General features: G+C 63.8%; 22 protein-coding genes. 17 read left to right on the top strand and 5 right to left on the bottom strand.

Annotated elements, in window-relative coordinates:
• The first annotated feature begins 32 nt into the window (after positions 1-32).
• From JN302_RS03235 to JN302_RS03200, 8 genes are all read left to right on the top strand, one after another.
• Positions 33-1013, top strand: a complete 981-nt coding sequence (locus JN302_RS03235) for a TRAP transporter substrate-binding protein (RefSeq protein WP_202310062.1) — start codon at positions 33-35, stop codon at positions 1011-1013.
• A 76-nt stretch (positions 1014-1089) separates the two neighbouring features.
• A complete protein-coding gene (locus tag JN302_RS03230) occupies positions 1090-1614 on the top strand; it encodes a TRAP transporter small permease (protein ID WP_202310061.1) in 525 nt (174 codons plus the stop codon).
• Positions 1614-2894 (top strand): TRAP transporter large permease, encoded by a 1281-nt coding sequence (locus tag JN302_RS03225; RefSeq protein WP_202331710.1) that lies wholly within the window; start codon positions 1614-1616, stop codon positions 2892-2894. The genes JN302_RS03230 and JN302_RS03225 overlap by 1 nt, the downstream gene beginning before the upstream one ends.
• A 26-nt stretch (positions 2895-2920) precedes the next feature.
• The gene (locus JN302_RS03220; RefSeq protein ID WP_202331708.1) at positions 2921-3691 is read left to right on the top strand and encodes a FadR/GntR family transcriptional regulator; all 771 of its coding nucleotides are present in this window, start codon (positions 2921-2923) and stop codon (positions 3689-3691) included.
• Positions 3692-3725: 34 nt separating this feature from the next.
• On the top strand, positions 3726-4562 hold the full coding sequence (gene kduI / locus JN302_RS03215; RefSeq protein ID WP_202334168.1) for a 5-dehydro-4-deoxy-D-glucuronate isomerase: 837 nt from the start codon (positions 3726-3728) through the stop codon (positions 4560-4562).
• A gap of 268 nt (positions 4563-4830) precedes the next feature.
• Entirely contained in the window at positions 4831-5169 is a 339-nt protein-coding gene (locus tag JN302_RS03210) for a cupin domain-containing protein (protein ID WP_202331706.1), read from the top strand.
• Positions 5170-5249: 80 nt separating this feature from the next.
• Complete coding sequence (gene gndA, locus JN302_RS03205; protein WP_202331704.1) at positions 5250-6671, top strand: NADP-dependent phosphogluconate dehydrogenase; 1422 nt, start codon at positions 5250-5252, stop codon at positions 6669-6671.
• Between the two features lie 61 nt (positions 6672-6732).
• Positions 6733-6978 carry an antitoxin Xre/MbcA/ParS toxin-binding domain-containing protein gene (locus JN302_RS03200; RefSeq protein ID WP_202331702.1) on the top strand — a complete coding sequence of 82 codons (246 nt, stop codon included), beginning with the start codon at positions 6733-6735 and terminating at the stop codon, positions 6976-6978.
• 174 nt (positions 6979-7152) lie between these two features.
• On the opposite strand, the gene JN302_RS03195 is transcribed toward JN302_RS03200, so the two are convergent.
• Both JN302_RS03195 and JN302_RS03190 read right to left on the bottom strand, forming a co-directional pair.
• Entirely contained in the window at positions 7153-8184 is a 1032-nt protein-coding gene (locus JN302_RS03195) for a LacI family DNA-binding transcriptional regulator (RefSeq protein ID WP_202310055.1), read from the bottom strand.
• Positions 8181-9230, bottom strand: coding sequence for a LacI family transcriptional regulator (locus JN302_RS03190; protein WP_202310054.1), 1050 nt, complete (start codon positions 9228-9230; stop codon positions 8181-8183). Before JN302_RS03190 ends, JN302_RS03195 begins: the two co-directional genes overlap by 4 nt.
• A 339-nt stretch (positions 9231-9569) precedes the next feature.
• On the opposite strand from JN302_RS03190, the gene JN302_RS03185 reads away from it, so the two are divergent.
• From JN302_RS03185 to JN302_RS03150, 8 genes are all read left to right on the top strand, one after another.
• Positions 9570-10802, top strand: coding sequence for an ABC transporter substrate-binding protein (locus JN302_RS03185; protein ID WP_202310053.1), 1233 nt, complete (start codon positions 9570-9572; stop codon positions 10800-10802).
• An 88-nt stretch (positions 10803-10890) separates the two neighbouring features.
• Positions 10891-11790 carry a carbohydrate ABC transporter permease gene (locus tag JN302_RS03180; protein WP_244846176.1) on the top strand — a complete coding sequence of 300 codons (900 nt, stop codon included), beginning with the start codon at positions 10891-10893 and terminating at the stop codon, positions 11788-11790.
• Positions 11783-12721 carry a carbohydrate ABC transporter permease gene (locus JN302_RS03175; protein ID WP_202331698.1) on the top strand — a complete coding sequence of 313 codons (939 nt, stop codon included), beginning with the start codon at positions 11783-11785 and terminating at the stop codon, positions 12719-12721. Before JN302_RS03180 ends, JN302_RS03175 begins: the two co-directional genes overlap by 8 nt.
• Before the next feature lie 4 nt (positions 12722-12725).
• The gene (locus JN302_RS03170; protein WP_202331696.1) at positions 12726-13811 is read left to right on the top strand and encodes an ABC transporter ATP-binding protein; all 1086 of its coding nucleotides are present in this window, start codon (positions 12726-12728) and stop codon (positions 13809-13811) included.
• A 29-nt stretch (positions 13812-13840) separates the two neighbouring features.
• Complete coding sequence (locus JN302_RS03165) at positions 13841-14587, top strand: sugar phosphate isomerase/epimerase family protein (protein ID WP_202331694.1); 747 nt, start codon at positions 13841-13843, stop codon at positions 14585-14587.
• A 12-nt stretch (positions 14588-14599) separates the two neighbouring features.
• On the top strand, positions 14600-15745 hold the full coding sequence (locus tag JN302_RS03160; protein ID WP_202331691.1) for a Gfo/Idh/MocA family protein: 1146 nt from the start codon (positions 14600-14602) through the stop codon (positions 15743-15745).
• Positions 15746-15984: 239 nt separating this feature from the next.
• Positions 15985-17034, top strand: coding sequence for an L-glyceraldehyde 3-phosphate reductase (gene mgrA, locus JN302_RS03155; RefSeq protein WP_202331689.1), 1050 nt, complete (start codon positions 15985-15987; stop codon positions 17032-17034).
• Positions 17035-17098: 64 nt separating this feature from the next.
• Positions 17099-18712, top strand: coding sequence for a glycoside hydrolase family 43 protein (locus JN302_RS03150; protein WP_202331687.1), 1614 nt, complete (start codon positions 17099-17101; stop codon positions 18710-18712).
• 294 nt (positions 18713-19006) lie between these two features.
• On the opposite strand, the gene JN302_RS03145 is transcribed toward JN302_RS03150, so the two are convergent.
• Positions 19007-19783, bottom strand: a complete 777-nt coding sequence (locus JN302_RS03145; protein WP_202310045.1) for a cyclase family protein — start codon at positions 19781-19783, stop codon at positions 19007-19009.
• Positions 19784-20209: 426 nt separating this feature from the next.
• On the opposite strand from JN302_RS03145, the gene JN302_RS03140 reads away from it, so the two are divergent.
• Entirely contained in the window at positions 20210-20614 is a 405-nt protein-coding gene (locus JN302_RS03140) for a Fur family transcriptional regulator (RefSeq protein WP_202310044.1), read from the top strand.
• Positions 20615-20870: 256 nt separating this feature from the next.
• On the opposite strand, the gene JN302_RS03135 is transcribed toward JN302_RS03140, so the two are convergent.
• A complete protein-coding gene (locus JN302_RS03135; RefSeq protein ID WP_274609253.1) occupies positions 20871-22076 on the bottom strand; it encodes a penicillin-binding protein activator in 1206 nt (401 codons plus the stop codon).
• 220 nt (positions 22077-22296) lie between these two features.
• Positions 22297-22665 (bottom strand): hypothetical protein, encoded by a 369-nt coding sequence (locus JN302_RS03130; RefSeq protein WP_202310043.1) that lies wholly within the window; start codon positions 22663-22665, stop codon positions 22297-22299.
• Between the last annotated feature and the right edge of the window lie 45 nt (positions 22666-22710).

Genomic DNA, 22710 nt, shown 5'->3' with positions numbered 1-22710 from the left:
AGACCGAAATCAGGGAACAGAGGGAGGAAACCATGAACCTGATCCGGAAATTGGCTGCCGCGGCGTTTTCGATGGCGCTTGCCGGCGGTGCGGCGATCGCACAGGAAGTCACGTTGAGATCGTCCGATACGCACCCGGACGGCTATCCGACCGTGGAGGCGGTCAAATATCTCGGTGAACTCGTCAAGGAGCGGACCGGCGGCCGCATCGGCGTCGAGGTCTATCATTCGGCCCAGCTCGGCGAGGAGAAGGACACGATCGAGCAGACCCGCGCCGGTGTCATCGATATGAACCGCGTTTCGCTCGGACCGTTCAACAACATCGTCGAGGAAACCCAGGCAGTCTCGCTGCCCTACATCTTCAAGTCGATCGACCACATGCACAAGGTCATGGACGGGCCGATCGGCGACGACATCCTCAAGGCCTTCGAGGCTCACGACCTGGTCGGCCTGGCATTCTACGATTCCGGCTCGCGTTCCTTTTACAATTCGAAGAAACCCATCAAGTCGATCGACGACCTGAAGGGCATGAAGCTCAGGGTCATCCAGTCCGACGTCTTCGTCGCCATGGTCAATGCGCTTGGCGCCAATGCGGTGCCCATGCCCTACGGCGAGGTCTACTCGGCCATCCAGACCGGCGTCATCGACGGCGCCGAGAACAACTGGCCGAGCTACGAATCCTCGAAGCATTACGAGGTGGCGAAAAACTATACGCTCGACCAGCACCTGATCGTGCCCGAAGTGCTGGTCATGTCGAAGACCTCCTGGGACAAGCTCTCGCCCGAGGATCAGGCGATTATCCGCGCCGCCGCCAAGGAGAGCGTGGGCAAGATGCGCGAACTCTGGACCGCGCGCGAGGCGGAATCGGAAAAGACGGTGCGCGCGGCCGGATCCGAGGTCGTCGTCGAGATCGACAAGCAGCCCTTCATCGACGCGATGAAGCCGGTCTACGAGCAGTTCGTGAAGAGCGACAAGCTGAAGGACCTCGTGTCGCGGATCCAGGCGACCGATTGACGGCGTGGAGCGTCGCGCGCCGCACCGGGCACGCGACGCAAACCATAGTCTGCAACGATCGAATCCGGGGTTATCGATGCGCGCAACCTTGCCGCAGATCGCACGTTTCCTGACGTTCCTGTCGACGCTGGCCTTATGGCTGGCGGGCTTCGGCCTCGTTCTCATGACCGGCTTCGTCGCGTGGCAGGTCTGGGGCCGCTACGTCCTCAACGCAAGCCCGAGCTGGACCGAGCCTGCCTCCGTCATGCTGATGAGCTGGTTCATCTTCCTGGGCTCCGCCGTCGGTGTGCGCGACAACTTCCATCTCGGCTTCGACGTGCTGCTCTATGCTATGCCCCGGGCGCGAGGGGTGTTGCGGACGATCTCCGACGTCATGGTGCTGGCTTTCGGCATCGGCATGGTGGTCTATGGCGCCAAGCTCGTCGCCCTCACCTGGGATTCGACCATGCCGGCGCTCGGGCTGCCCGGCGGCTTCGACTATGTGCCGATCGTCGTGGGCGGAGCGCTCGTCTCGTTGTTTTCCCTGGAGCGTATGGCGCTCCGTTTCTCGGGCGCTCCGGTCGATGCTGAAATAGATGCCGCAGCCGAAGGAGCCGCGTGATGGAGCTCTGGATCCTCTTCGGCGTCTTCACCCTGCTCATGCTGATCGGCACGCCGATCGCGTTTTGTCTCGGCGTCGCCAGCTTCGCTACGGTGCTTTACATGGGGTTGCCGCCGCTTGTGGTCTTCCAGCGCATGAATTCGGGCATGAACGCCTTCTCGCTCATCGCCGTGCCCTTCTTCATCTATGCCGGCGACCTGATGGTGCGCGGCGGCATCGCCCAGCGCATCGTGGCCTTTGCCGGCGCGCTGGTCGGGCATCTGCGTGGCGGGCTCGGCCAGGTCAACATAGCGGCATCGACGATGTTCGGCGGCATCTCCGGCTCGGCCGTGGCCGAGGCAGCGGCCGTCGGCGGGCTGATGATCCCGCAGATGAAGGCGCGCGGCTACGGCGCCGGCTACGCCGTCAACGTCACGTCGATGGCCGCGCTGATCGCGCTGCTCCTGCCGCCGTCGCACAATATGATCATCTATTCGATCTCGGCGGGCGGCAAGATCTCGATCGCGGACCTGTTCACGGCCGGCATTGTCCCGGGACTGCTGTTCGCGGCGTCGCTGATGGTCACCGCCTATTTCGTCGCCCGCGCCCGCGGCTATCCGACCGAGCCGTTTCCCGGCCTGTCGGCAGCCCTGCGCCTGGGCGCGGTCGCCGTGCCCGGCCTGCTCCTCATCGCGATCATCTTCGGCGGGGTGCGTTCCGGCGTCTTCACGGCCACGGAAAGCTCCTGCATGGCCGTCATCTATGCGCTGCTGGTTACCATCTTCGTCTATCGCCAGATGAGCTGGCGCCATTTCGTCGATTCGACGCTGGGTGCGGTGAAGACAACCTCGATGGTGCTCTTGATCATCGGCACGGCGGCGGCGTTCTCCTGGCTTCTGGCCTTCCTGAAGGTTCCGGCCGCCTTGATCGCGGCACTCAACGCCGTCTCCGAGGATCCGCTGACGATTCTGCTTCTGCTCAACCTCTTGATGCTGTTCCTGGGCACCTTCATGGATATGGGGCCGATGATCATCATCACCACGCCGATCTTCCTGCCGGTCGTGCAGGCCTACGGCATCGACCCTGTTCATTTCGGGGTCATCATGATCCTCAATCTCGGCATTGGGTTGAATACGCCGCCGGTCGGCTCCGTCCAGTTCGTCGCCTGCGCGGTCGGCAAGATCTCGGTCTGGGAGGCGATGCGCTCGATATGGCCGTTCTACGGCGCCGGCGTGCTGGTGCTCCTGTTGGTGACCTATGTCCCGGCGATATCGCTTTGGCTGCCGTCGATGTTCAAGTGAGGACTCCCGGGGAAAGGCGAACAGACATGAAACCGGAAGAACTGGCGCTCGATAGCGATGTTCAGAGACGCCCCAAGCTCGCAGACCGGCTGGTCGAAACGCTCAGGCGTCAGATCGCCTCGGGCCAGCTGTCGCCCGGCAGCAAGCTGCCGACCGAACATCAACTGAGCGGCGAGTTCGGCGTCAGCAGGACCGTGGTGCGCGAGGCGGTGACGCGCCTCGCGGCCGACGGGCTCGTCGTTCCTCGTCAGGGCGCCGGCGTATTCGTCAACGACAACGCCCCACTGGCCTTGGAGAGCCTGGTCGCGGATCTGAGCGGCAAGGTCTCGCTTGTGCTCAACGTGCTCGAAGTGCGCATGGCGATCGAGATCGAGTCGGCCGCGCTCGCCGCGCAACGCCGGTCGCCTTCGCAGATGGCGGAGATCAATGAAGCCTTCGGCGATTTCGAGAACCTCTTGCGGCGGCGCGAGCCGACAGGCGCCGCCGACTTTGCCTTCCATCGTGCGATCGCCCAGGCCACCAACAATCCCTTCTACGTCGAGATACTCGACGTGCTCGGCCGGCGCACGATCCCGCGCGATCTGGTCACGTCGTTCTCCTCCGGGCTGCTCCAGTCCGAGGAATACCAGGCCAGGCTCCAGTCCGAGCATCGGGCCATCATGGACGCGATATCGGAGAGCGACCCGGGTGCCGCGCGTGACGCCATGCGCCGCCATCTCTCGGCCAGCCAGAAACGCTATCACGGACTGCTGCAGAGCGGCGGCGATCTCGAGCGGCTGTTCCCGGGCAAGCTTTGAGCGCGCGACAGGATACGATGGAGAGCAACGGATGATGCTTGTGGAGACGCGCCACGCGATCGATCCGAAGACAGCCAAGGCGTTCGACACGACCGGACTGCGCGCGGCATTCCTGGTCGAGACGCTTTTTGTGCCTGGCGAGATCAGGCTTACCTATTCTCATCTCGACCGGCTGATCGTCGGCGGCGCGATGCCCGCTGCAGGCGCCCTCGATCTTCGGCAGGTCAGGCAAGCCGGCACGCCGGATCTGCTCGACCGCCGGGAAATGACGGTCGTCAATGTCGGCGGCGAGGGCAGCGTGACGGCAGGCGGGCGATCCTACCCGCTGAGCCATCGCGACATGCTCTATCTGGGCAAGGGTTCCGGGCCGGTGCGCTTCGCGAGCGTCGACGGGCGGAAGCCGGCAAAGTTCTATCTGCTCAGCGCCCCGGCCCACAAGGAGATTCCGCCGCGGCTCATCCGCATCGGCGACGCCCGGCGGCTCGACCTCGGCGAGCGCGCCACCGCCAACGAGCGTTCGATCCACCAGTTCGTCCACCCCGAGGTGATGGAATCCTGCCAGCTCGTCGTCGGCATGACCGTGCTGGCCGAAGGTTCCGTCTGGAACACCATGCCATGCCATGTCCACGATCGTCGCTCGGAGGCGTATCTTTATTTCGGCCTGCCCGAGCAGGGCCGCGTGTTCCACTTCATGGGCGAGCCGGAGGAGACCCGCCATCTCGTGGTGGCCAACGAACAGGCGGTTCTGTCTCCGGGCTGGTCGGTCCACAGCGGGGCTGGCACGTCCAGCTACAGTTTCATCTGGGCGATGGCTGGCGACAATGTCGACTATGCCGATGTCGACATGGTGCCGATGGAGGACCTGCGATGACCGGCTTCGGGCGCGGATGATGCCAACGGTCGATTGATCGACCATTGAAGCGCGCGACGGCGTGGCCCACGCCTGCAGAGCGCCGCGCGTCCACTTGGACGCGCAAAGGACAGTCTGCCACTATTAGTTATGCATCGTGCTTTCCGAAAATCGAGTTCGATTTTCGGGCCGATGCGGTAGCGCGAAGCCAAGCGGCCCGGATGGGCCGCGCCGGCGATTGAGGCCGGGGCGGATGCGCAGCGTCCACCCGGATGGCAGAGAGGAGCAGATGATGGCGAGCCCCATTTTCGTGAAACCTTCCGAACACGACTGGACGCCGGCCGAGCCCGGCATACGCAGGCGCCTGCTCGCCCATGACGATCGGATGATGTTGGTCGAGGTCGCCTTCGAAGAGGGCGCTGTCGGTTCGCTCCATTCCCACCCGCATGTTCAGGCGAGTTATGTGGCCGAAGGCGCCTTCGAGGTGACGATCGGCGCCGAGACGACGACCCTCGATGCTGGCCAGAGCTTCATCGTGCCTTCCGGCGTGGTGCACGGATGCAAGGCCTTGGCCTATGGGCGGCTGATCGACTGCTTCACCCCTGCGCGGCTCGAATTCCTGTCCTGACGTCAGGTTGACGAATGGCGGCCGGCGGTCGATCATCGCCGCCCACGTCAGACCTGCCACGCGATCCGAAGGAAAAGACAATGGAAAACAAAGCCGATATCGGTTTGATCGGCCTTGGCGTCATGGGTTCCAATCTCGCGCTCAATATCGCGGAAAAGGGTCACCGGGTCGCCGTATTCAACCGCACGACGTCGCGTACCGATGCCTTCTATGGGCAGGCAGGCAGCCTCAGGGAGAGGATCGTGCCGTGCCATACGATCGAGGCGCTTGCCGAGGCGATCCGGCCGCCGCGGCCCGTCATCGTCATGGTGCAGGCGGGCCAGGCGGTCGACGGGCAGATCGCGCTGCTGAGGAGTGTTCTTTCCGCGCGCGACATCGTCGTCGACGCAGGCAATGCCAATTTCCGCGACACGATGCGACGCTTCGCCGAGTTGAAGGATTCCGGCCTTACCTTCATCGGCATGGGGGTCTCGGGCGGCGAGGAAGGCGCCCGTCACGGACCTTCGATCATGGTCGGCGGCACGGAGGAATCCTGGCGTCGCGTCGAGGACGTGCTCACCGCCATCTCGGCGAAATATGAAGGCGAGCCCTGCGCGGCATGGCTGGGCACCGACGGCGCCGGCCACTTCGTGAAGACCATCCACAATGGCATCGAATATGCCGACATGCAGATGATCGCCGAGATCTACGGTATGCTGCGCGACGGGCTCGGCCTGTCGGCCAAGGAGATCGCGCCTGTCTTCGCCGGCTGGAACCGCGGCCGGCTGAACTCCTACCTGATCGAGATCACCGCGACCGTTCTGGCCGCCGACGACCCCGGGACGGGGTCGCCCGTCGTCGACATCATCCTCGACCGCGCCGGGCAGAAGGGTACCGGCAAATGGTCCGTCATCGAGGCGCAGACGCTCGGTGTGCCGGCGACGGCCATCGAAGCGGCTGTTGCGGCACGCGTGCTTTCGGCCATGAAAGGCGAGCGAACGGCTGCGGAGGCTGTCTTCGGCGTGCCCGCGACGCGGCTCGCCGGCGGTCGCAAGGCGCTGCTCGCCGATCTCGAGCTTGCGCTTTTTGCCGGCAAGATAGCGGCCTATGCGCAGGGCTTCGCCGTGATGGACGCGGCCTCGAAGGAGTTCGGCTGGAACCTGCCGCTGCCGACCATCGCGAAGATCTGGCGGGCCGGCTGCATCATCCGTTCCCAGTTCCTCGGCCGCATCGCGGAAGCCTTCGGAACCAGCGACTCGGCCGCCAATCTTCTGATGGCGCCGGCCTTCGTGGAGATGATGAAAGAGGCGCACCCGTCGCTGCGCCGCATCGTGGCACAAGCCGTCGAGGCCGGCCTGCCGGTTCCGGCGCTGTCTTCGGCGCTCGCCTATTTCGACAGCTACCGCCAGGGACGCGGCACGTCGAACCTGATCCAGGCCCAGCGCGACTTCTTCGGCGCGCATGGCTTCGAGCGTGTCGACGCCGAAGGGGCCTTTCACGGGCCGTGGGGAAGCGGAGGTTGATGCGCCTCTCTGCGTACTTGCTGCGTGATATGAAGACGCATTCGGGAGCGCTAGGGCATATATGGAAATCTCTCCGCAAGACACGACTGAACACCATCTCGGGAAATCTGACGGGCAGAGGCATCTGGCGCAGATCGTCGAGCGAGTAGCCGCATGGGTCGGCAGCGAGGAACAAGCCATTGCTTGGTATCAGGCCGAGCCATTGGCTCCCTTCGGTGGTCGAACTGCCGAACTGTTGGTCGAGCACGGCAAGGCCAACGCGGTACATGAATATCTGGATCATCTCGCCAACGGTGGCTTTGCGTGAAGCCTGCCGTCACCTGCCGGATCAACACATCCGTATAATCTCGTCCTGGCCGTGCAAAACGGCGACGGACCCCGAAATACGCCATTAGCTAGTCCGATTGATCTTGATTTGATTTTGACCCGTCGCCGCGCCTCTGCCCCGAGGCAGCGCCGCACCATCGGTCGAAGATTGGGCCTATTGCTGGTCGATCGCGCGCGTGCTCGCCCGCACCACCAGTTCGACGTCGAGCACCCTGGTGCGGGCCGGCGTCTCCAGCCCGGCCTTGCCCTCGCCGATGCGTGAGATCAGCGCGGCTGCGGCGGTTTCGCCGATGTCGTTGCGCGGCTGATGGACCGTCGTCAGCGCCGGGATGAACTGCTCGGCGATGTCGATGTCGTCGAAACCGACGACCGAGACATCCGCCGGCACCGAGACGCCATGGCGGTGAAGCTCGGCGATGAAGCCGCAGGCCATCTCGTCGTTGGAAGAGGTGACCGCGGTGGGGCGCTCGGCGAGCGCCAGCCAGGCCCGGCCGGCCTGTGCTCCCGCGGCCAGCGAGAAGTCGCCGTCGAAGACCCAGTCCGGCCGCAGCGCGAGTCCGAGCTTGGCCAGGGCGGCTTCCGTGCCACGCCGTCGCTCATGGGTCAGCACATTGTCCCGGGGTCCCAATATGTGACCGATCCGGCGATGGCCGAGCTGGTGGAGATGGCGGACGGCGAGTGCTGCTCCCCCGGAATTGTCGCATCGCACCGAGGGCAGCCCCGCATTGTCGTTCCACTCGCAGCAGAAGACGACCGGCGGCGTGGCGCGGCCGGGGCGCGAGAAGAAATCCGCCGACAGCGATCCGTCGAGGACGATCATGCCGTCGGCGCGGTTGTTGTGCAGATATTCGCCGAGCCGGTCCGCGCCCGCATGCGGCTGGCGCGTATCCGCGATCAGCACGTTGAGCCCCGCCTTCGACGCCGTCGCCTCGATGCCGGCAAGGATCTTCGAGAAGAACGGATTGCCGAGGTTGGGCACCAGGACGACCACCGCGCCGGTCTGCTTGCGCCTCAGATTGCGCGCCGTCTGGTTGACGGCATAGCCGGTCCGCTCGATCGCCTCGATCACCTGGCGACGGGTGTCCTCCGACACCCGCTCGGGCGCCGACAGCGCACGGCTCACCGTAGCCGTCGACACTTTGGCCGCGCGCGCCACGTCCTGGATCGTGGGAAAAGCCTTGTTCACAAGCGGGGCTCGGCGGCGTCGGGCTTGCTAAGGCTCTGCAGCGATTTCACGCCCGCGCCCCCGATGCTTGAGGTGACCGCGCGCGCCAGTTCGAAACCGGCCAGCCGGACGTCCTCGTTGACGACATGGAGCGCCGGGCGGAACAGCTGCAGCAGCCGCGAGGTCTGCTTCGACACGATGTCCACCTCGCGTCCGAGCGCCAGCCCGGCATCCTCCAGCCCGGCGACCAGGGCGAAGGTGGCACCGCCGCCGCCGCTGACGATGCCGTCCGGCGGCACGGCGCGGCGCATCAGCGCCACGGTGCGCTCGCGGATCTCGTCGATGGAATGGTCGACGGTCACGCCAGTCAGCGGGATCTCGGACAGGCCGCACTCCATGAGCGCGTCGAGAAAGCCTTCGCGCATATGGTGATGGTAGCTCAGCGAGGAGGGCGGCGCGAGCAGCGCGATGCGCTTGCGGCCGAGCTTGTGAAGCTTGCGCACCGCGGCAGCCGCGAAGGCGGCATTGTCGAAATCATGGAACGGGTGGTCGATGCCCATCGCGGTGCGGCCATGCGTTGCGAAAGGCATGCCGCGCTCGACCATGTAGCGCACCCTGGGGTCGTCCGGCTGGGTTCGCGAGATGATGATGCCGTCGGCCGAGCCGGTCTCGACGATGTAGCGGACTGGTTCGAGCGGATCGTTGCTGCGCGAATAGGGGGTGACGATCAGGTGGTATGGCGTGCCTGCGAGGAACTCGGAGATGCCATAGATGATGTCGGACACGAAGCCGCCGATCTGCTCTTCCGTGTTGAGCACCAGGCTGATGACGTTGGTCTTGCCGGTGCGCAGGCGCACGCCGGCCCGGTTTGGCCGGTAGCCGATCTGCTTGGCCACGAGTTGCACCCGCCGACGGGTCTCGGCGCCGATCTCAGGTGCATCCTTCAGCGCACGCGAGACGGTAGTGACGCCAAGTCCCGTCATGAAGGCGAGCGTCTTCAGCGTCGGTCGCCCGCCTTCAGCTGGCGCCTCCGCTCCTATATCGTCCTGCCGGAGCCGTCGGTTCATGAGTGTCGCTTAGCGATGGTCCTGCGAATCCGCAATAGATCGGACAATGCATCGGGAGAACAATCCGATGCAATAGCCTGTAACGTTTCAGATTGTGATCGCGTCACGGCGAGACACCGTCAGGCGTCACAGGATGCTGGAGCTGACATAGGAGATCCCCTGGATTTCGACCGCGAATTTCATGCTGCGCTGCCCGCATCCATGTTGCAACGCAGCGTTTCTCGGTGCCTTTTCTTCGAGTCTCGAAAAAAAACCTGACGAGGACCCTGACAAGGGTTGCGTGGGCTGGACATTTCGCCTACACAAAATCTGTAACGTTTCAGATAGGGAGGAACGTCTATGCGTTATAGAATGACGGCTCTTGCCGCGGCGGTCGCCATGCCTTTCGCCGTTCCGGCCGGCGCCACGGATCTCGAGGTCACGCATTGGTGGACGTCGGGCGGCGAAGCCGCCGCCGTCGCCGAACTCGCCAAGGCTTTCGACGCGACAGGCAACAAATGGGTCGATGGCGCCGTCGCCGGCGGCGGCAATACTGCCCGTCCAATCATGATCAGCCGCATCACCGGCGGTGACCCGATGGGCGCGACCCAGTTCAACCACGGCCGTCAGACCGAAGAACTGATCCAAGCGGGACTGCTGCGAGACCTCACCGATCTCGCCAACAAGGAAGGCTGGGCCAACCTCGTCCAACCCAAGAGCCTGCTCGATAGCTGCACCGTTGACGGCAAGATCTATTGCGCCCCCGTGAATATCCATTCCTGGGAGTGGCTGTGGCTTTCGAACAAGGCCTTCGAGGATGCCGGAGTGCCGGTACCCAAGAACTGGGATGAGTTCGTCGCGGCTGCGCCGGCGCTCGAAAAGGCCGGCAAGATCCCGCTTGCCATCGGCGGTCAGCCCTGGCAGTCGGGAGGCGCGCTGCGCGTTCTTATGGTCGCGATCGGCGGACCGGACGTTTACCAGAAGGTCTATGGCGACAAGGATGCCGAAGTGGCCGCGGGCCCGGAAGTGGCCAAGGTTTTCGCTGCTGCCGACAATGCGCGCAAGATGGCCGCCAAGTCGAATGTGCAGGACTGGAATCAGGCAACCAATCTGGTGATCACCGGACAGGCGGGCGGGCAGATCATGGGTGATTGGGCGCAGGGCGAGTTCCAGGTCGCCGGCCAGGTCGCTGGCAAGGATTATACCTGCCTGCCGGGCTTGGGCATGCACGAGGTCATCTCGACCGGCGGCGATGCCTTCTATTTCCCCAAGCTCGCGGATGAGGGGAAGTCGAAGGCGCAGGAGGCGCTCGCTTCGGCCCTGCTCGATCCGAAGACGCAGGTCGCGTTCAACCTCAAGAAGGGGTCCCTGCCGATCAGGGGTGACATTGACCTGGGCGCCGCGAATGACTGCATGAAGAAAGGTCTGGCTATCCTGGCCAAAGGCGGCACCATTCCGTCCGGCGAGCAACTCATGAGCCAGGACTCACTCAACCAGATCAATGATCTGTTCGTGGAGTTCTTCAATACGCCCAGCATGACGCCTGAAGCCGCACAGAAGCGGTTCGCTGAGATCGTCGGCACCGCGGACTGAGCAAGCATAAGAACGACGGAACTCGCCAGCTTCATCGTCGCGGGGCTGGCGAGTTCGAGATTTCGTGACCTTTCTGCGGAGGCAGCCAGTGGCGGAAGATCCGACTGGACGACCAAGCCAGCTTTTCCGGAACCTGAACTCAAAAATCGCCTCGATTCCAATGATACTGACGGCGGTCGTTATCTTCGTCGGCGGGACAATCTGGACGGTCTTCTACTCCTTTACCAATTCCAAGCTGCTGCCGCGGCTCACTTTCGTGGGCCTCGACCAGTATGAGCGGCTTTGGTCGACGCCGCGATGGCTCGTCTCGATCCAGAACCTGTTCGTCTACGGCATTTGCACGTTGATCTTTTCGCTGGTCGTCGGCTTCATCCTGGCCGCTCTGCTCGACCAGAAGATTCGCTTCGAGAATACCTTCCGGACCATTTTCCTCTATCCTTTCGCCCTTTCCTTCATCGTCACCGGCCTCATCTGGCAGTGGCTGCTGAACCCCGAGTTCGGCATTCAGGGCGTGGTTCGCCGCCTCGGCTGGGAGAGCTTCACCTTCGATCCTCTCTACAATCCTGACATCGTCATCTACGGCGTCCTGATTGCCGGACTGTGGCAAGGCACCGGCCTGGTCATGTGCCTGATGCTGGCCGGCCTGCGCGGTATCGACGAGGACATCTGGAAGGCCGCCCGGGTCGACGGCATACCGATGTGGAAGACCTATCTTTTCATCGTCATACCGATGATGCGGCCGGTCTTTGTCACGACCCTCGTGATCATCGCGTCCGGTATAGTCAGGGTCTATGATCTCGTCGTCGCGCAAACGAGCGGCGGTCCGGGCATCTCATCCGAAGTACCGGCCAAATATGTCTATGATCACATGTTCTCGTCCCAGAACCTCGGCCAAGGGTTTGCCGCGTCGACCATGATGCTCCTGTCGGTGATCATCGTGGTCGTCCCGTGGGTTTATCTCGAATTCGGAGGGAGGAAGCGTGGCTGATACTGCTGTCCTCGACGTTGCCGGTACAAAGCTGCCGGAAGCCGCCGCCTATTCCGGGCCTTGGGGGCCGAAACCTCGCCGCGTCATTTCGCGCCGCAACATTGTCGTATACGGCACGCTCTTCGTCGCGGCCGTTTACTATCTGCTGCCGCTCTACGTCATGATCGTGACGTCGCTCAAGGGTATGCCGGAAATCCGCGTCGGCAACATTTTTGCGCTGCCGCTCGAGGTAACGTTCGAGCCCTGGGTCAAAGCCTGGGCCACCGCTTGCACCGGTCTCAATTGCGACGGCTTGAGCAGAGGCTTCTGGAATTCGGTCCGCATCACCGTCCCGTCGGTAATCCTGTCCATCGCCATCGCGTCGGTGAACGGCTATGCGCTGGCCAACTGGCGTTTCAAGGGCGCGAACTTCTTCTTCACAGTTCTGATCGTCGGCGCCTTCATCCCCTACCAGGTGATGATCTATCCGATTGTGATCGTGTTGCGGGAGATCGGGCTCTACGGCAGCCTCTGGGGCCTCGTGGTCGTTCACTCGATCTTCGGTATGCCGATCAATACGCTTCTCTTTCGCAACTACTTCGCCTCGCTGCCGGAAGAATTGTTCAAGGCGGCGCGCGTCGACGGTGCAGGCTTCTGGCGCATCTATCTGGGCATCATGGTTCCCATGAGCCTGCCGATCTTCGTCGTAGCTCTCATCATCCAGGTTACCGGCATCTGGAACGATTTCTTGTTCGGCGTCGTCTACACGCGCCCCGACACCTATCCGATGACCGTCCAGCTCAACAACATCGTCAACTCCGTGCAGGGAGTGAAGGAATACAACGTGAACATGGCAGCGACCCTGATTACCGGACTCGTTCCCCTGATCATCTATTTCATCTCCGGAAAACTCTTCGTGCGCGGCATTGCCGCGGGCGCGGTGAAAGGCTGAGCCGATGACGAGCGTTCAGGTCAAGGATGTCTCGCTGAACTTCGGTGCCGTCGAAGTCTTGAAGAAGCTGTCCCTCGACGTTACCGAAGGCGAGTTCCTGGTGCTGCTCGGCCCGTCCGGCTGCGGCAAGTCCACCTTGCTCAACTGCATCGCCGGTCTGCTCGACGTGTCGAAGGGCCAGATCTTCATCAGGGGCAGGAACGTCACCTGGGAGGAACCCAAGGACAGAGGCATCGGCATGGTGTTCCAGTCCTATGCGCTCTATCCGCAGATGACCGTCGAAGGGAACCTGTCCTTCGGCCTGCGCAATGCCGGCCTGCCGAAGGACGAGATCGCCCGGCGCGTCGCGAAGGCATCCGGGATCCTGCAGATCGAGCCGCTGCTCCAGCGCAGGCCCGCGGCGCTCTCGGGCGGCCAGCGCCAGCGCGTGGCGATCGGACGGGCACTGGTGCGCGATGTCGACGTCTTCCTCTTCGATGAGCCGCTCTCCAATCTCGACGCCAAGCTGCGCTCGGAGCTGCGCGTGGAGATCAAGCGCCTGCACCAGCGGCTCGGCAACACCATGATCTATGTCACCCACGACCAGATCGAGGCGCTCACGCTCGCCGACCGCATCGCCGTCATGAAAGGCGGCGCCATACAGCAGCTCGACGCGCCGCAGGCCATCTACAACAACCCGGTGAACCGCTACGTCGCCGGTTTCATCGGCTCGCCGGGCATGAACTTCATCGAAGGCCGGATCGAGCCGGGCGCCGTTCCGCTGTTCAAGGCGGGCGACGCCGCGGTCCCGCTCGACCGCTACCGCTTCAGCAGGGATGCCCTGCCTGGCAGCGACGTTACGCTCGGCGTCAGGCCGGAACATATCGGCTTTGCCGACGACGGCCGGGCCTACGCCTTCGCCTTCGAGGCTGGAGTGGAGGTTGTCGAGCCGATGGGTTCGGACACGCTTGTCTGGACCGGGCTCGGCGGCCAGCCTCTGTCGTTCCGCGTCGAGGCTGATCGGCATCTCGCCGTCGGCGACAAGGTGCGCATCGGCTTCGATCCCGCCCGGGTTTCGCTGTTCGACGGCGATACCGGCGACAGGCTCTGACATCCCAACGATCACGCATGAGGAAGACGATGGACTGGTCATTTCAGCTCTATAGCGCGCGCAACTTCCAGCCCTGGGACGGTGTCCTGGAGACGCTTGCGCGGCTGGGTTACAGCCAGGTGGAGGGTTTCGGCGGCGTCTATGGCGACGCCGAGGCCTTACGCGCCACCCTCGACCGGAACGGGCTCTCCATGCCGACGGGGCATTTTTCCATCGAGATGCTTGAGAACGATTTCGCCGGCGCGCGCAAGCTTGCAGAAACACTCGGAATCAAGCTGATCGCCTGCCCCTTCCTGATGCCGGACCAACGCCCGTCCGACGCTGCGGGCTGGCAGGCCTTCGGCAAGCGCCTGGCCAGGATCGGCGATACCGTGCGCAAGGAAGGCTTCGGCTTCGCTTGGCACAATCACGACTTCGAATTCAAGCCGCTCGCCGACGGGTCGATCCCCCAGAAGCACATTCTCGATGCCGCGCCCGAGATCGGCTGGGAGATCGACGTCGCCTGGGTGATCCGCGGCGGCGCCGACCCGCTGCGCTGGATCGACGACTATGGTTCCCGGATCGTCGCCGTCCACGTCAAGGACATCGCGCCGAAGGGCGAGGCGGCCGATGAGGACGGCTGGGCCGATGTCGGCCACGGCACGGTCGACTGGCGTGGGCTTGTCCGCGCTTTGCGCGAGAAGACGCCGGCGAGGCATTTCATCATGGAGCACGACAATCCGAGCGACTTCGAGCGCTTCGCCGCCCGCTCGATCGCTTCGGCCAAGACATTCTAGGAGCTACCATCCATGGCAAAGAAACTCGGCATCGGCGTAATCGGCTGCGGCAATATCTCCGCTGCCTATTTCGGCCTTGCCCCGCTGTTCCGCGGTATCGAGATGCGCGCCTGCGCCGACATCGACATTGATGTTGCGCGCGCCCGCGCGAAGGAGTTCAAGCTGCGGGCCGAGACCGTCGACGACCTCTTGCGCGCCGACGACATCGATATCGTCGTCAACCTGACCGTGCCCGCAGTCCACTACGAGGTATCGCGGCAGATCCTTGACGCAGGCAAGCATGTCTATTCGGAAAAGCCCTTCGTGCTCTCCGTCAAGGAAGGGCTCGATCTTGCCAAGCGCGCTGTGAAGAAGGGCCTGCGTATCGGCTCGGCGCCCGACACCTTCCTCGGCGGGGCGCATCAGCTCGCCCGCAGTCTGGTCGATTCCGGCAAGCTGGGGCGCATCACCTCGGGCACCTGCCATGTGATGAGCCACGGCATGGAGCACTGGCACCCCAATCCCGACTTTTTCTTCAAGCGGGGCGGAGGACCGATCCTCGACCTGGGACCCTACTATATCGGCAATCTGATCCAGCTCATCGGTCCGGTGAAGCAGGTCGCCGCACTCGCCACCATACCGGTCCGGGAGCGTACCATCACTTCGAAGCCGCGCTTCGGCCAGAAGATCCCGGTCGACACGCCGACCACGATCCATGCCCTGCTCGAATTCCACAACGGCGCCGCCGTCTCCTTCAATGCGAGCTGGGACGTCTGGCAACACGGACATGCGCCGATGGAGCTTTTCGGCGAGGAGGGCACGATCTATGTGCCCGATCCGAACTTCTTCGGCGGGACGGTTCGCTACACCAGGCGCGGTGACGCCGTGAAGAAGCTGCCGAAATGGGACCACCCCTTCAGCGTCCCCAACCAGAAACATGCCATCGGCATGCTGGCCAATTATCGTGCTGCCGGCCTTGCCGATATGGCGATCGCGATTCGTGAGGGGCGTCCGCACCGCTGCTCCATGGAAGCCGCCCTGCACGCCGTCGATGTCATGACCGGCATCCTAAAATCGGGTGAGACCGGCAAGTTCGTGGCCATGCAGACCACCTGCGAACGTCCCGCGGCGCTCGGCGTGAAGGAGGCGAAAGCGCTGCTGGCCAAGACGAAGAAATAGCCATGGGTCCTTCGAGGCTCGCTTCGCTCGCACCTCAGGATGAGGGAGGTTGCGCTGAAACTCGGGTTCTGAGATATGGCGATTGCAAAGCGAGCCTCGCGATAGGATGCTTCGAAGACCGCGGTACCGTCTACTTTCCTCGAACGAGCCAAGTTTCGATCGGTAGCGTAAACCTCCCTCATCCTGAGGTGCGAGCGAAGCGAGCCTCGAAGGACGCACCTAGACAATGAGGAACAACCATGCCCTGGCAGCCGGCCGAAAATCGCTACGAATCGATGATCTACAATCGCTGTGGCCGCTCGGGGCTGAAGCTGCCCGCGATCTCGCTCGGCCTCTGGCACAATTTCGGCGGCGACACGCCGCACCAAGTGAAGCGGGCGATGTGCCGGAAGGCCTTCGACCTCGGCATCACCCATTTCGACCTCGCCAACAATTACGGGCCGCCGCCCGGATCGGCCGAAGAAGCCTTCGGCGAGATACTGCGCATCGATTTCGCCGGTTACCGCGACGAACTGATCATCTCGACCAAGGCGGGTTACGAGATGTGGGCGGGTCCCTATGGCGAGTGGGGCAGCCGCAAATATCTGCTGGCCAGCCTCGACCAGAGCCTGAAGCGGATGGGAACAGACTATGTCGATATCTTCTATTCGCACCGCTTTGACCCGGAGACGCCGCTCGAGGAGACGATGATGGCCCTCGACCAGGCGGTGCGTTCGGGCAAAGCGCTGTATGCCGGCATTTCCTCCTACAATGCGCAGCGCACGCGCGACGCAGCCGATATATTGCGGCAGCTCGGCACGCCCTGCCTGATCCATCAGCCCAGCTATTCCATGATCAACCGCTGGGTCGAGGATGACGGACTGCTCGACACGCTTGACGGGCTCGGCATCGGCTCGATCGCCTTCACGCCGCTGGCCCAGGGCATGCTGACGGACAAATATCTGAAGGGTGTGCCCGAAGGCAGCCGCGCCACGCAGGACAAGTCGTTGCGCCCCGATTTCCTCAACGACGCCACGCTGGCCAATATCCGCGCGCTCAACGGCATAGCCGGGCGCCGCGGACAGACGCTGGCCCAGATGGCGCTCGCCTGGGTGCTGCGCGGCGGCCGCGTCACCTCCGCGCTGATCGGCGCCAGCCGGCCCGAGCAGATCGAAGACTGCGTCGGTGCGTTGAAAAACCGCGATTTCTCCGAAGCCGAACTCGCCGAGATCGATCGCTACGCGCGCGAGGCCGATGTCAACCTGTGGGCGGCGTCTGCCGAACGCAAGGGCCCGGCCCGCAAGAAATAGGGCAATTCCAGCAAAAGTGCGAAGCGGTTTTGCGTCCGGAACTGCGTAAAAACAAAGAGATGCGATGATCCAGAATCCGGTCCTGCCTGGCTTCAATCCCGACCCGTCGATCTGCCGGGTGGGATTGGATTACTATATCGCGACATCGACCTTCGAATGGTATCCCGGCGTCCAGATCCATCATTCCACCGATCTCGTGAACTGGCGGCTGGTGAAGCGCCCGCTCGACCGCGCCGCGCAGCTCGATATGCGCGGCAATCCCGATTCCGGCGGCATCTGGGCGCCGTGCCTCTCCTTCGCCGACGGCCTGTTCTGGCTGGTCTATACCGACGTCAAACGGCTCGACGGCAGTTTCAAGGACAGCCACAACTACATTGTGACGGCGCCTTCCATCGACGGTCCCTGGTCTGACCCCGTCCGGGTCAATTCCAGCGGCTTCGACCCGTCGCTGTTCCATGACGACGACGGCAGGAAATGGTTCCTCAACATGGTCTGGAACCACATCTCCACCGGAGTCGGTGGCAGTCCGAAACATCCATCCTTTGCCGGCATACTTCTTCAGCAATACGATCCGGAGGCAAGGAAGCTGGTCGGGCCGGTAAGGAACGTCTTCGCCGGCAGCGCCCACGGCCTGGTGGAGGGGCCGCACCTCTTCAAGCGCGAGGGCTGGTATTATCTCACCACGGCCGAAGGCGGCACGGGCTATGACCATGCGGTGACCATGGCCCGGTCGCGCCGGATCGAAGGCCCTTACGAACTCCACCCCGACATACACCTCATCACCTCGAAGGATGCGCCCGATGCCATGCTGCAGCGCGCCGGGCATGGGCAGATCGTGGAGACGCCGCAGGGCGAGGTCTACCACACGCATCTCTGCTCGCGTCCATTGCCGGGGCTGCGACGTTCGCCGCTCGGCCGCGAAACGGCGATCCAGAAATGCGTCTGGGGCGAGGACGGCTGGCTTCGGCTCGCCCATGGCGGCCCTGTGCCGGAGGTCGAAGTTGCGGCGCCGGTGCCCTCGGCGCGCGCGCCCGAGCCGGAGCTTGTCCATTATGATTTCGACGGTGCGGACCTGCCGCGTGATTTCCAATGGCTGCGCACCCCCTATCCGGAGCGTCTTTTCTCGCTGACGGAAAAGCCCGGCTCGCTGCGGCTCTTCGGACGCGAATCGATCGGCAGTTGGTACGAGCAGGCGCTGGTTGCCCGCCGTCAACAGCATTTCTCGTTCCGCGCCAAAACCGAGCTTGCCTTCGCGCCTGAGACCTTCCAGCAGGCAGCCGGCCTGACGCATTACTACAACCGCCACAAGTTCCACTTCCTCGGGGTCACCCACGATGCCCGGCATGGCCGCGTGCTGACCATCCTCTCCTGTCCCGGCGACTGGCCGGACGGCCGGCTGACCTTCCCGCTCTCCGACCCGCTGCCGCTCAGCGCGGCGGGAGCGATCGGTCTGGCGGCCGAGGTCGACGGCGCGATCCTGCAATTCTGGTATCGCGACGGCGGCGACTGGATGAAGGCCGGCCCGGTGCTCGATGCCAGCGTCATCTCAGACGAAGGCGGCCGCGGCGAGCACGGCTCCTTCACCGGCGCCTTCATCGGCATGGCCGCCTTCGACACCAGCGGGGCGGGGCTGGCGGCCGATTTCGATCATTTCGTTTATGCAAGACGAGGCGGGTGATAGTGTCGGGGCTTGTGCCCAGGCATACCCCTCATCCGACCGCGCGGAGCCTGTCCTCGGGCTTGCCGAAGGCAAGACCCGTGGGCGCGGCCACCTTCTCCCACAGGGGAGAAGGGAGCGCCTGCCGCAAGGTCTCGGCCAATCGTCTACGCTGGTGGTTTGCATAGCCGGCAAAACCAAGCCCCTGCCTTCTCCCCTTGCGGGAGAAGGTGGCCTCGCCCGCGAGGGCGAGGTCGGATGAGGGGTAAGCTGTCTTCGCGAAGCGAAGGCAGCCCGCCGCTTCCTGACGGCCCCTCAATCCTCCAGGATCGCCACGGCCCGCGTCCAGCCGGCGGAGGCCTTCTCGATCTTGACCGGGAAGCAGCTCACCATGAAGCCGGTCGAGGGGAGCTCCTCCAGCCTGTGCAGCTTCTCGATGTGACAGTAGCCGGTGTGGCGTCCGGCCTTGTGGCCTTCCCAGATCAGCGAGGCGTCGCCGGTCTCCCTGTATTTCCTGGCGGTATGGACGAAGGGCGCGTCCCAGCTCCAGCCGTCGGTGCCGGTCACCCTGACGCCGCGGTCGAGCAGGTACATGGTCGCTTCGTAGCCCATGCCGCAGCCGCTCGCCACATAGTCGGGCTGGCCGAATTTGGCGCCGGCGGATGTGTTCACAACCACGATCTCCAGCGGCTGCAGGCTGTGGCCGATGCGCGCCAACTCCGCTTCGACATCGGCCGCCGTGACGACGTAACCGTCCGGGAGGTGGCGGAAGTCGAGCTTCACGCCCGGCTGGAAGCACCAGTCGAGCGGCACCTCGTCGATGCGCATCGATGGTTTGCCGTGGTCCTGGGTGGAGTGGTAGTGCCAGGGGGCGTCGAGATGGGTCCCGTTGTGGGTCGACAGGACGACGCGTTCGACCGCCCAGCCTTCGCCGTCGGGCAGGTCCTCGGCCTTGAGGCCGGGAAAGAAGTTGAGCAGGTCGCCCAGGCTCTGCTTGTGGTCGATATAGGTGATCGCCGGGATCTGGATCGGCGGATCGGCCGGAATATCGTTGGCGATCGAGACCGACAGGTCGATGATGCGGCGGGCCATGGGTTTCCTCCGTTGCAGATGTGTCAGTTTTTCCGGCGCACGACCTTGTTCTTCAGCACGCCGATGTGCTCGACGTCCAGTCCGGCCGACCGATGGTCGCGAGCTTCATCGGCCTCTACCGGGCCGGGATGGGCTCGGCAACTGGATACTGCTCGCTGCCGGCCCTTCCGCGCCCCGGACCTCCATGCCGGCGTGATCCCTGCTCGGCGTGCTCGGCTATGTCAGTTCCGTCCTTCTGGCCGCCCTCGAGGCGCCTGCTCGTCTGGCGCAACCGCGCGCGCCGAAACTACCAGCGAAACAAGGGTCGCGCCGTGCCGTCTTGGCGGCATTTGGGAAAATGGCCGTGGCTTGCTATCTATTGGGACGACGATGACAAGAGCGTCGCATCATGCGATCTGATGCGATGACCGCAGGGACAGGAACGGCATGACGGCCAAGGTGGCGCTGACCAAGAACCAGCAGCTCGTGCTCGACAAGCTCGAGGCGGCCCCCGGTCCGCTCAGCGCCTACACGCTGCTCGACCTGCTGCGTGAGCACGGCTTTCGTGCGCCGCTGCAGGTTTACCGCGCGCTCGATGCGCTGATGAAGGAAGGTTTCGTCCACCGCCTCGAAAGCCTGAACGCCTTCGTCGCCTGCTCGAAGCCGCATGACCACGGCCACCGCATGACCGCCTTCGCGATCTGCGATTCCTGCGGCCAGGTCACGGAATTCTCCGACGAAATGGTCGGCGAGCGGCTCGACCAGTGGGTGCGCTCCACGGGCTTCGTCGCCAAGAAGGCGGTCATCGAGTTCCGCGGCACCTGCGCCAAATGCGCCGCGCTTGCGGCGTGAGAGCGGAACTGACTGCATATCGCGTGAAAAGGATTCAGAATCCTTTCACAGTACACGACAGACTGGTCGCGTCTGATCGGCGGCGACATATCCGCTTCGTCATCCACGGACGCGCGCACGCAGCGAAGCGGAGCGCGTGCCGATCCGAGGTTCCATGCCGTGACCGATCCGAAGGCCGCAGACGGTCGAGGAAGAGGATGGCCCCCGTCCACCTGCCCAAGCCCGTTCTGCACCGAAGCAGTCGTCGGCTCATCCGTCAGAATGCTCTGACCGCCTTGACGACAATCTTCAATTGACCTTGCTCGATGCGATGGAGCGGCATTGACCGTTCGCTCGAGCCATCCGGCCGGAAGCGGAACACTCCCGTGGAACCACGAAACCCGGACGGCGTCTGAAGCGTTTCTGGAGCAAACCCGGCGGGGCCCCGTGCGCTCACCAGACCTGCTGCCAGTGCGACGACATCATAAGCATAGGCTCCGTCAAGACCGGGATCGCGATTGTACGCCTGCCGGAAACGCTGTCTCACCGGGCCGATTTCGTCGCTGTCGAGGGTCGCTATCAAGGCACCGTCAAGCGTTTGATCATCCAGGGGATGGTCAAGCCAACGGTGTGAGCCGATGATCCGCATATCGCCTTTGACGAGCCCGCTGCCCTTCAACGCCGCCACGAGTGGCCGAGGGTCGGCCCCACCGGTCGCGATGACGATCGCGTCGGGCGAGTCGACAATGGAGGCAAGATCCGCAGCGACCTTCAGCGGCGATGCCGTCGCGGGACCGAAGCGAAGTGTGATCGCGAGCGACCCGCCGACATTGGCGACAGCGTTGGTAACCCGTTGTTCGACCCGCTGGCCGGCTGCACCTTCCGGCACGATCAGCGCGAATTTTCTGGCTCCCATGCCGGCAACGGCCGCTGCCCCGGCCGCGGCACTGTCGGCTTCGTTCAGAGTGACGCCATAGACCCGGTTTCCGCGCCCGAGATAATCCTCGGCAAGCGACAGCACCGGGGGCCGCCGGGTTCCGGAGATGGCCGCCAGTTGCCGCGACGCCTGTGGCTCGACAGGGCCGAGAATGGCCGCCGCGCCCGAACTCATCGCCTGCTGTGCAAGCTGCTTTGCCCTCGCGTCCTGCCCACCGGTGTCCATGATGGTCAGCGTGATCAGATTGTTGCCCATGTCGTTCATGGCGAGCGTCGCGGCGTCACGCATTCGTGCTCCGCTCTCTCCGAGAGGTCCCGGCGCGGAAAGCGGCAACAGCATGGCAACTTTGACCTGCCCTGTTCCGAGGTTCTTGCTCTCGGCCGCTGGCGCTGCAGCCCTCGATGCCGGTTCTGCCGCCAAGGAATTTGGATCGAGCGCGTCGGCGGCATCACCCTCCGACTGGCAGCCGGACAGCCAGGCCGAGGCCAAAAGAAGGAAGCAAAACCCACACGCCTTCAGCGCAGGGGGCCTTATTGCGAAATTCACCCATTACCCTCCCGAGAATCGGATCGCTGTGGCGGACTCCGCCTCCCCGGCATATCGGTGTGTTCCCCGCAGGAGGCGATCGTGCCCAGCGATCGCACATTGCCGGCCGGATCCCGGGCCTTCGGCGAAACGAAGGTCGAGGAAAGATAGCGATGGACGCATGGCAAGACCCATGGTCCGCCAATCGGCGTTGCGAACATGCGCGCCCGAGACCGGCGGGTCAGTTCATGTACTCGACCATCCGGTTGTGGAAGCACTCGCACTTGTTGATGGTGTCCTCGTCGCGATAACTCGTCTTCAGGTAGCCATAAGCCATACCGCAGGCGACCTTCGCTTCCGAAGCCCACAGGAAGGCCGGCCTGGACGAGTTGATCCATTGGTCGCTCTTGGCGACTGCGATCGCCTCATCCATCAGCCGGACCACTTCGTTCTTCAACGTCGTGTCGCTTTCCGTGAGGATCAGGTTCGAGGTTCCCGCAATCCTGCAATATTCCACTGCGGCACCGGTGTTGAGATCGGCACTCGCCGCCTGCCCTCCCAGAAACATCACGATCGACGCGGCCGCGGCCAGTCTCGAGCTCATGCGCATTCCCCGTTCCCCTAAGTTACCCTGCGAGATTTCGACAATAGATTT

The organism is Mesorhizobium sp. L-8-3 (assembly GCF_016756615.1).
Classification (GTDB): Bacteria; Pseudomonadota; Alphaproteobacteria; order Rhizobiales; family Rhizobiaceae.
This window is presented reverse-complemented; position numbering and strand designations above follow the sequence as displayed.